Source organism: Nocardia sp. NPDC004711 (assembly GCF_053601595.1).
On record NZ_JBSGCB010000127.1, the window covers coordinates 1 to 9,428 of the forward strand.

Below are 9,428 nucleotides of genomic sequence, written 5' to 3' on the forward strand. Positions count from 1 at the left end.
TCCGCGACGACATCCACGAGGCCTTCCTCAGCCTGGCCTGCAGCATCATCTGCTGGCGCCGACTGACCAAACTCCCACTTTGTTAGGAGTTCTAAGACCCTCGGCTGGAAGACGCCCGCCGAAGCCTTCACCGAACAGCTACAATCGCTCCAATAATCCGGTGTTGCGACGACCGATTGAATACGGCCAGTTTCGTTCCAGAGAGTTCGTGCACCTATTGTCACACAACGGATTACAAGGCTCGATGAGCCGGGTGGCCGCTTCCGCGGACAACTCTGCCGTGGAATCGTGGTTCGCCGTGCTGCAACGCAACGTTCTCGACCGAAAACGTTGGGACACAAAAGAAGAACTACGCCTGGCCATGGTGCGCTGGATCGAACGGACCTACCACCGCCGACGGCGTCAGCGGGGCCTGTCCCGGCTGACCTCAGTCGAGTGTGAGACCCTGAACCCGGCCTCACTCGCGGCCTGAAACCACCACAACCCGCAAGTCGATCAGATCCGGGGCAGTCCCGAGCTGGTTTTACCATGAGCATCCCCCTGGCAGGCGACGCCCAGGAGGCGGGCGAGGCTGAGTATGTTCTCGTCGAGTCGCTGCAAGTGCCGAAAGATTTGCGTAATGACCACGGCACCCGGTTCCGACCGTTTAGCGACAAAACAAGTCTCGGCTGTCAAGAGCGAGTTGCGTAGAATCGTGCGTTTGCGCGTGTTGCTCTGCACGAATGCCGCCAGCACGGCTAAGTTGTCGTCCAGCCGATGTTCTATCTCGGTCAATCGGGAATCGACAAGAAGAGATGGTGCGCTGGAGGCGGCCTCGGCCGTTGCTGCGAGGCTGCGTGCGTGATAGGCGCATGTCTCCAGCACGCCCAGGATGTAGCGTGCCCGGCTGCGCCGAGTCCGAAGGGGGCTGGCTGGGTGGATGAGCGGCTGCATGGAAATACGGAAAGCATCCAAAGCAGTATCCAGCTCACGAGCCGCGTCCAGCAGGCCGGTACACGGCCGACCAGTCAGCTGCGCGACCACTTGTCCGATTACTCCGCGCATCCGTTGCAGCACCTGCGCCAGCTGCTCGTCGGTCCGGCGCCGAGTACGTGCCGGTAACACCAGCAGCGCTGTGACCAGCCCCGCAGCAGCACCCAGCGCCGTTTCCTCGACCCGCTGCACGAGAACTGCGTCGCTGTAGGTGCCGAGCAGGGCGTAGAGCAGACCGACCATCGTCGTGATGAACAACGACATCAGCAGATAGGACACCGACGCGGTGAAGAACGCGCCGGACATGCACACGATCATCATTGTGAACGTGGTCCAGGTATGGCCCGCGACGAGAGCGACCAGTCCAATACCGGCGGCAACCCCCGCCATGGTCCCGGCCAGCCGCCGACAAACCTTGACGAGCACCTCACCGACCGAGGAAGTGTTGAGGAAAACGACCCAGCACGTGAACATCGCCCAGTACCAGTGCTGAGCCGAGAGCAGCTCACCGCCAACGATCGCGATGGCCGAGCCGACGGTGACCTGGAACGCCGCCCGAGTCGTCGGCCGCTGCAGCCCGACCGGCTCCTCGGCGGCGGCCTCGTCGGCCTCCAACGCCTGGTCCTCCGCGACCAGCTCAGCGCGAAACAGCTCCGCCTCCGGACCGTCCGCGCCGCCGTTCTGGTCGGTTCCTAGAGCCAGCCGCAGGCCCAGCATGGCCCGGGCGAGCTCACCGACAGCGCGGTAGACCTCCTGCACGGTGACAGCGGTCTGCTCGGGCAGGCGTGCACCGTTGTCATAGCCGAGTAGACGGTCTCGAACCATCACCGGGGCAGGGTCGGTTTCAGCAGTCATGGGACGGGCCACCAGCACACGCAGCCAACGCAGCTCACGGATCAGCCGGACCACCTGCGGATCGAGCGGCCCGCCGCGGTCTGCATCACCGTCATCTACCGAAGCAACAACCGACACGGTGGGCAGGTGCAGCGCCAGCGTGCTGAAACTGTCGGGGTGCGGGCGCAGAGCCTGCAGCAACGCGATTGACAAGCGTTCTGCCGCGATCTCCGCCTCGGCGATGCGTCGCTGCACCAGGCGAGCAGTATTCTGATCCTCGACACCCGTCTCCAACCGGGATTGGATCATCAGAGCACCCTGGTGCAACCGCGCAGACCGTTGTTGCAGCGCGAGCATTGCCCCGTCTGCAGCAGCACTACCGGGCTCCGCGCGAGCCACGTCGATCATCGCATCGGTCACCGCCCGCAACCGAGCACGGAAAGCGCGCCGCAGCCACCGCAAGGTGCGTTCCGGTGTGGCGCGGACCACCCCCAGACGAACGAACCCGGCACAACCGATCGCGACGACCACCACAACACACATGCTCGGCAACTGTGCAAAGGTCGCACTGGAGAACTCAGCAATGAAGAAATGTTGGAAGGCGAAGTCGCCCAAGCCGCTACCGCGTGGCCCGTACCGCCGCACATACATGGCCGTGAAAATGAACACCAACAAAACGACATCCGCAGCAATACGGTGAGGCGCGAGCATCGTACCAAGAATCAGCGTCCCAATACTGACCGGCAAAGCAAGCCCGAGGGTGACCGCCTGTCCACGAAGACTCGGATCGCCCACGGTGTACCCGGCAACCATCGCACTCCAGGCGCCCACCACCAGCACCGCCACAGGCATACCCGCCGCGCTGAGCACCAGCAGTGCGAGGAGAACACCACCAACCGTCGTCCCTGCACCGCACAGGCGAATGAAACCGGGATCCGAAGCGCTGAAGCGGTCGCACAGGTCGTCCCACATTCTCCGCGCAATCCTGCTGCAAGACCTAACGCGGACGCGGCGTATCCCGAGACGGACTGCAGTGACGTTACCGCTGCGATTGTGTTTCGACCAACGCCCGGCATCGTGCCGCAGTTCAGGGCCCGCGAGTGATGAAGCTCGGCCGGGGAGGCACCGGCTGAAATCTCGGGTACGCGACATGGTGAGCCCGGTGGGTCGCTGGATGATTCGGCTCAGTGGGGTAGCAGGTTGCTCGGGTCTGCCGGCCGCCCTGGTCACCGCGAAACGCCTCCTCGTCACAGGTTTACGCATCCATCGTCGGGCAACGGGGAACAATTCCGGAAGGGAATTGATGCATGATGCTGGTCACGGTGTTGCTGCACGCGGGTCAGCCAGTCACGTATGTGCCGGGCTGCCCAGCGAATACGATGAGCTGCGGGTTCCGCGGCGAGGGAAACCGATGCGCGGAAACGCTCGGGTGATCGCCGAGACTGCCCACATGCGTAAGGATTTGGCGGAATTCACGATGCCCGAAGAGCTCGCGGCCGGGCTGACTCAGTTTGGTATCCATCGGACCCGATGGCGGACTGGGTGGCAGGGGTCAACCGCCTGCGCGGGTCGTTGGGGTCGATCTTTCCGGCGCTCGAGGCAGCGTTCGACTACTCCAATCGCGGCCCGTTGATTCTGGTTTTGGCGCTGTGCACCCCTGCCGAGAGCGCGGCTGCCGGAATCGATGGTGTCACCACTCATTTGCGTCAGAGCGAGATACAACCGTCCGAGGCTTCGAAGTTGCCGCGACCGTCGGGGCCGTTGCGGGCGCCCAGGACATCGCGCTGCCGGGTGAGGCGGATGCGGCGATACTGGTCAAACACATCGCGAGCAAGTTGCTCGATCTGCACCGGCAGATCGGGGCTCCGGCAAGCTGATCGCGCAGCAGTTCCGCGGTCACACGTGGGCCAGGATCATCGAGTCTCTATCCGGGATGAAGCCCAGGCTCGGTGCGGACTTCCTCATCGAAACCGGCGGCAACCTGGGAACATTCGGCTGGCCGGCCACGCCGACCTGGTCCCGGTTCCCCGCTACTCCGGCCGTGTCAGCGTCAACCTGCGACGACCGACGCGTTACAGCCGCCGCATACGCCGCGTACTCTATCTTGCCGCCCTGTCCAGTCTTCGGGTCGAAAACGGTCCGTCCGAACCCAGCGTGCCCATTCGAGAAAGATGCCGATGCCGACATCTTTCTCATATTCGGCGAACATGCCCTGGAACTGCACCGGCAGCTAGTCTTCCGGGGAGTCGCCGCGCGGGCCGCGCACGAACTCGACCCGGGTGCCGCGCGGGCGAATTCCTCATCAGCAGCGCGTGGTAGGCGACCTTACGGGCCAGCCGGTCCGGCGGCCGAGTAGTACAGCACCACATCGACACTGACTCCGGCGGCCAGGGGGTTGTGCGGCTCACCGGTGGGGCCCACAGAACCCCTCACCGACCATGCTCCCTGGCCTGCACACGGTGGCGAGCGATCCTCACCGCCGGCGCCAGCAGCGTCGCTGCCCGCGGCGACGACAGCTTCTTCAAGCTCGTCCTGCCACCGGACGCCGAGTAACCACCCCATCAGCATGTTTGATGAAAGTTGTTGGACGCGTTGGCATATAGGCGAGGTCTCCGGTAGGTGGTTTAGCGACCAAGCAAAACCGGAGACCAACCGGAGACCTCGTTGACCAGCGTAGCGGTGGCGGGGCGAGCGGACCTGACCGATGCCCAATGGGCGCGGCTGGAGCCGTTGCTGCCCTGTGGGAAGAAGGCGGGACGCCCGCCGAAGTGGACGAAACGGCAGCTCATCGACGGGATCCGGTGGCGGTGCCGGGCCGGGGTGCCGTGGCGTGACGTTCCAGCCGAATACGGGTCGTGGCAAGCGGTGTATGCGTTGTTCCGCCGCTGGCAGCGGGCCGGGTCGTGGGCCGCGATCGTCACGTCACTGCAAGTTCTGGCCGACGCGGCCGGGGTGATCGACTGGCAGGTCAGCGTCGACTCGACGACCGCCCGGGCGCACCCGCATGCCGCCGGTGCCCGCCATGACAGTGGCGGGCAGGGGTGAACCGCCTGCCGGGCCGAGTGAGTACGAGCCCGCCGATCATGGGTTGGGGCGTTCGCGTGGCGGGTGGACCAGCAAGGTGCATCTGGCGTGTGACCGGGACTGCCGGGTGCTGTCGGTGCTGGTCACCGCAGGGCAGGCCGGTGACAGTCCACAGTTCACCGCGGTGCTCGATAGCATTTCGGTGCCGAGACTCGGTGGTGGGCGGGCGCGGGCGCGACCAGATCGGGTGCTGGCCGACAAGGCGTATTCCAGTCGCGCCAACCGGGAATGGTTGCGTCGACACGGGATCAAGGCAACGATCCCGGTCCCGGCCGACCAGGCCGCGCATCGGCGCCGTCGTGGCAGTGCCGGCGGGCGGCCACCGGCGTTCGACCCGGTCCTCTACCGGGACCGCAACGCCGTCGAGCGGGGCATCAACCAGCTCAAACAGCATCGGGCAGTGGCTACCCGGTTCGACAAACTCGCTGTCCGCTACCAGGCCACGATCCATATCGCTGTCATCAATCAGTGGCTCCGACACAGTTGAGGGCGCGGGCCACAGGCCCGCCCTCAACACTTCGAGACAGAACCTAGCAAGCTAGAACCTGGATCGGTACCCGAATCTGGCGGCCACTCGCAGCCCAGGACAGTGCAGACCGAGTGCGGCGATCATCGATTCCCAAACCGTGCGCGCCGCCGAAACCGTCGCCACCGCCACCCGCGGCTGGGACGTAGCGAAGAAGATGAACGGGCGCAAACGCCACATCATCGTCGACACGCTCGGACTGCTGCTGGTCGTGCACGTCACCGCCGCCAACGTTCAAGACCGCGACGGCGCCCGCACCGCCCTGACCTGACTGCGCGAGCTATTCACCACGATCATGCTGGTCTGGGCCGACAGCGCCTACAGCGGCCACCTCGTCCTGCTGGGCACGCGAGAAACTCGCACTCACAGTGGAAATCGGCCGCGATCCGATAACCAGCTTCGTCGTGCTGCCACGCCGCTGGCTCGTCGAACGCTCCCTGTGCCTGAATCTAACTGCGCCGCAGATGCATTCGTGACTACGAACGACTACCCGATTACACGAAGCCTGGGTGACCTGGTCGATGGTCATGCTCATGTCACGCCAACTCGCCCGCACCCAGCCACCGAAATGAGCAGTTTGTTCACAGGCACATTGCCTCAGCTGGGCCGCGTCTGCACTGTGGACCGCGCTGCACGTGTCCTGATCTTTGGTTTGCTCTCCGTATGCCCGGGACCGCTGCCAGCGGACGCGGATCGGTGTCTGGCGAGTTCATCGACTGTGCTTGGGCTGCACTTCCGCGCGAAGTGTTTCGGCGTGCTGGGCAGCGGCGTGTGCGGCGACGAGCGGCCGAATGCGGAAGTCGACGAGATCACGCATGACCAGAGCGGTGTTGGTGCGTTTGACGCCATTGATGTCGAGGATCCGCCCGGCGATGCGGTAAAGATCGTCGGCGTCGCGTGCAGCGACGTGGATGAGCAGGTCGGCGACCCCGCTGAGCCCGTGAACTTCGAGTATTTCCGGGATCTCGGCCAACGCCGCGCTGACGGCGGCCAGTTTGCGCTGGGTGACGTTGGCCAGGACGAATGCCTGCAACTTGTAGCCCAGCGCGGCCGGGTCGATGCGCCGTTCGAAGGTCTGCAAGACCGACGGCTCGAGCCTGGTCATTCGGCTCTGGACGGTGTTGCGGGACAGTCCGGCTCGTTCGGCGAGCGCCAGTACGGTCGCGCGGGGGGCGTCGATGAGCGCGAGCAGGATCTGCGCATCGATCCGGTCGATGAGGTGGGTGCTTGGCATTCTGACCATCCATTCATCAGCGGCACCGTCTGCCGTGTGCAATCTGATTAAATCCCCATGACAGTATTGCGCATTATTTCCCAAGTTGTTGTACTTCCTTGCAGTCCTGCACAACGTGGACTGTTCTGACAGGGCGATCCCGCCCTTGGACCGGCTGACCGGATCGGACGCAAAAACGTCGTTCGTGCCCGCCGGAGTTCCATTCACTCGTGTCCCCGACCGAGAGCTCAATTGCGCATGGCCGCAATGAATTACGTGCAAGGAGAACGCTGATGAACGCCCCCGCCGTCGCCCGTGATGACGCGGTCTCCGGTCTGCCGCCGACCGGAGTGCTCGATGAGATTCAGCAGCGTGTGCTGTGGTTGTCCACGGCGATCATCCATCATGCCAACCGGGTTCGCCCTAACCCGGATGGGCTCAAGGTCGGGGGCCATCAAGCCTCGTGCGCGTCGATGGTGTCGATTATGACAGCGCTGTGGATGCAGCACTTGCGGCCGGGAGACAGGGTGTCGGTCAAACCTCACGCGTCTCCGGTGCTGCACGCGATCAATTACCTGCTCGGTGAGCTGGACGAGTCGTATTTGACGACGTTGCGCCAGTTCGGTGGCCTGCAGTCCTACCCGAGCCGGATCAAGGACCCCGATCCGGTGGACTACTCGACCGGCTCGGTGGGAATCGGCGCAACGGCCCCGATCTGGGGCGCGATGGCGCGCCGCTACGTCAACAGCAATTGTGGCGATGCCGGTATAGGGCGCCAGTATTCGCTCGTCGGCGACGCGGAACTCGATGAAGGTGCGGTGTGGGAGGCCATCGTTGATCCCGGTGTCGCCGATCTCGGTGAGATCGTGTGGATCGTCGACCTCAACCGCCAATCGCTGGACCGGGTGGTGCCCACCATCGCGGCGCGCAGGTTGGAGCGGATGTTCGACGCCGCCGGGTGGCAGGTCATCACCGTGAAATTCGGTCAGTTGCTCGAATCGTTGTTCGCAGGCCCCGCAGGCCCGGCACTGCGCAACCGGATCGAGGAGATGTCGAATCCCGAGTACCAGCGTCTGCTGCGCTGCAGCGCAGACGAGCTGCGCACCCGCCTGCCCGGCGTCGGACCCGACGCGCCCCAGATCGCAGAGCTGGTTGCGACCCTCGACGACGAGACCCTCACCGCGGCCATCCGCAACCTGGGCGGGCACGACCTGGCGGCGTTGTCGGCCGCCTACGACCGTATCGCTGACACCCGCCCGACGGTCATCATCGCCTACACCATCAAAGGTTACGGGCTTCCCACTCAAGGCCATCCCCAGAACCACTCGTCGCTGCTGAGCATCGACGAATACAACCGGCTGGCAAGCGAATTGGGCATGGACCCGAACCAGCCGTGGCAGCGATTCTCCCCCGGGAGCGCGGCCTCGACACTGTGCCAGGCTGCGGCCGCGCGCCTTCGTCGAGAACCTGTGGCTCAGGTAGCGGTCCCGGCGATCCCGGTCGATTTCGGCCGCACCCCGAAAGGACCGGCGGCGACGCAGGCCGCGCTGGGGCGGGTGCTTCTGGATCTGACCCGTCAGGCACCCGAAGCCGCCAAGCGTGTGGTCACCGTCAGCCCGGATGTCAGCTCGACCACCAATCTCGCGGGCTGGCTGAACAAGGTCGGGGTGTGGTCGGTCGCAGAGCGGCAGGACTGGTTCGCCGACGACGCGGAAACGATTCTGCATTGGCGAGAGAAGCCCACCGGACAGCACATGGAACTGGGCATTGCCGAGACCAATCTGGTCGGATTGATCGGAGAGCTGGGCGCGACGTGGAGCCGGTGGGGGCAGCCGTTGTTTCCGATCGGCGTGCTCTACGATCCGTTCGTCGAACGAGCGCTTGAGCCATGGTCGTATGGAATCTACGCGGGTGGGCAGTCGATCCTGGTCGGCACACCGTCCGGAGTGACGCTGGCCGCCGAGGGCGGTGCGCACCAGTCGATCAAAACTCCGTCCATCGGTCTCGAACAGCCTGGATGTGTCAGCTACGAGCCAGCCTTTGTGATCGATGTGGAGTGGACCCTGCTGTCGTGTATCAGCCGTCTGGGTAGGCCGGGCGGCAGTTCCTCGTATCTGCGGTTGTCGACTCGTCCGGTCGACCAGACGCTGGCCGCGGTGCCGCCGGATCCCGCGGCCCGCGAACGCCGCCGCCGCCAAGTGGTTGCCGGGGCATACACCCTGCGCCATATCGATGCCCCGGCGGTCACCTTGGTCGGGATGGGGGCCATGATCACCGAAACCCTCACGGCCGCCGACCGGCTCGCCGAGCAAGGCATCGCCGCCGAGGTCGTGTGCGTCACCAGCCCCGGACTGCTGTTCGAAGCATTGCAGGCACGCCGCGGCCTGACAGAGGGACCGTCGTGGATTCTCGATCAGGTTTTTCCCGCTGAACGGGCGGCTCCAATGGTGACCGTCCTCGACGGGCACCCGCATACCCTCGCGTTCGTCACCGGAATCAACAACGTGCGCGGCGCCGCACTCGGGGTCAGCGAGTTCGGCCAGGTCGGCTCGCTCGGCGATGTCTACCACTACCACGGTATCGACACCGACAGCATCGTCCGCGCCGCACTCGACCTCGTCGGCTGATCTCCGACCGACCACAACCGGCTTTCACTGGAAGGTAACTATGACGGCCGAGCACTTGACGGGCACCATTGTCCGCATGCCCTCCCTGGGGGAGAACGTCTCCGAGGCCACCATCACCCGATGGCTTAAACAGCCCGGGGACACTATCGAAGCCGACGAGCCGCTGTTGGAA

Annotated in this window: 8 protein-coding genes and 1 pseudogene; 6 read left to right on the forward strand and 3 right to left on the reverse strand. The window is 64.7% G+C overall.

Annotation, left to right across the window (positions count from 1 at the left end; translation table 11 throughout):
- Positions 1–187: 187 nt before the first annotated feature.
- Positions 188–472 (forward strand): annotated as a pseudogene (locus tag ACWEKS_RS48070) (IS3 family transposase); the annotation flags it as partial.
- Positions 473–495: 23 nt separating this feature from the next.
- Here ACWEKS_RS48070 and ACWEKS_RS48075 read toward each other — a convergent pair.
- Together ACWEKS_RS48075 and ACWEKS_RS48080 are read right to left on the reverse strand one after the other, a co-directional pair.
- Positions 496–2,778 carry an FUSC family protein gene (locus ACWEKS_RS48075; protein ID WP_452346387.1) on the reverse strand — a complete coding sequence of 761 codons (2,283 nt, stop codon included), beginning with the start codon at positions 2,776–2,778 and terminating at the stop codon, positions 496–498.
- 734 nt (positions 2,779–3,512) lie between these two features.
- Entirely contained in the window at positions 3,513–3,656 is a 144-nt protein-coding gene (locus ACWEKS_RS48080; protein WP_452346394.1) for a hypothetical protein, read from the reverse strand.
- Here ACWEKS_RS48080 and ACWEKS_RS48085 point away from each other — a divergent pair.
- The 3 genes from ACWEKS_RS48085 to ACWEKS_RS48095 all read left to right on the forward strand — a co-directional run bounded on the left by ACWEKS_RS48085 (position 3,607) and on the right by ACWEKS_RS48095 (position 5,687).
- A complete protein-coding gene (locus tag ACWEKS_RS48085; RefSeq protein ID WP_452346391.1) occupies positions 3,607–4,125 on the forward strand; it encodes a transposase in 519 nt (172 codons plus the stop codon). The genes ACWEKS_RS48080 and ACWEKS_RS48085 overlap by 50 nt on opposite strands.
- A 345-nt stretch (positions 4,126–4,470) precedes the next feature.
- A protein-coding gene (locus ACWEKS_RS48090) for an IS5 family transposase (protein ID WP_452346388.1) occupies positions 4,471–5,377 on the forward strand; the annotation gives its coding sequence in 2 pieces (ribosomal slippage) (positions 4,471–4,827 and positions 4,829–5,377; 906 coding nt in all).
- Positions 5,378–5,498: 121 nt separating this feature from the next.
- Complete coding sequence (locus ACWEKS_RS48095) at positions 5,499–5,687, forward strand: transposase (protein ID WP_452346392.1); 189 nt, start codon at positions 5,499–5,501, stop codon at positions 5,685–5,687.
- Positions 5,688–6,125: 438 nt separating this feature from the next.
- On the opposite strand, the gene ACWEKS_RS48100 is transcribed toward ACWEKS_RS48095, so the two are convergent.
- On the reverse strand, positions 6,126–6,650 hold the full coding sequence (locus ACWEKS_RS48100) for an Lrp/AsnC family transcriptional regulator (protein ID WP_452346389.1): 525 nt from the start codon (positions 6,648–6,650) through the stop codon (positions 6,126–6,128).
- Positions 6,651–6,922: 272 nt separating this feature from the next.
- Between ACWEKS_RS48100 and ACWEKS_RS48105 the strand changes: the two genes are divergently transcribed.
- Both ACWEKS_RS48105 and ACWEKS_RS48110 read left to right on the forward strand, forming a co-directional pair.
- On the forward strand, positions 6,923–9,256 hold the full coding sequence (locus ACWEKS_RS48105; protein ID WP_452346390.1) for a transketolase-like TK C-terminal-containing protein: 2,334 nt from the start codon (positions 6,923–6,925) through the stop codon (positions 9,254–9,256).
- 40 nt (positions 9,257–9,296) lie between these two features.
- Positions 9,297–9,428 (forward strand): biotin/lipoyl-containing protein (locus tag ACWEKS_RS48110; RefSeq protein ID WP_452346393.1); only part of this gene is annotated, 132 nt, incomplete at its 3' end.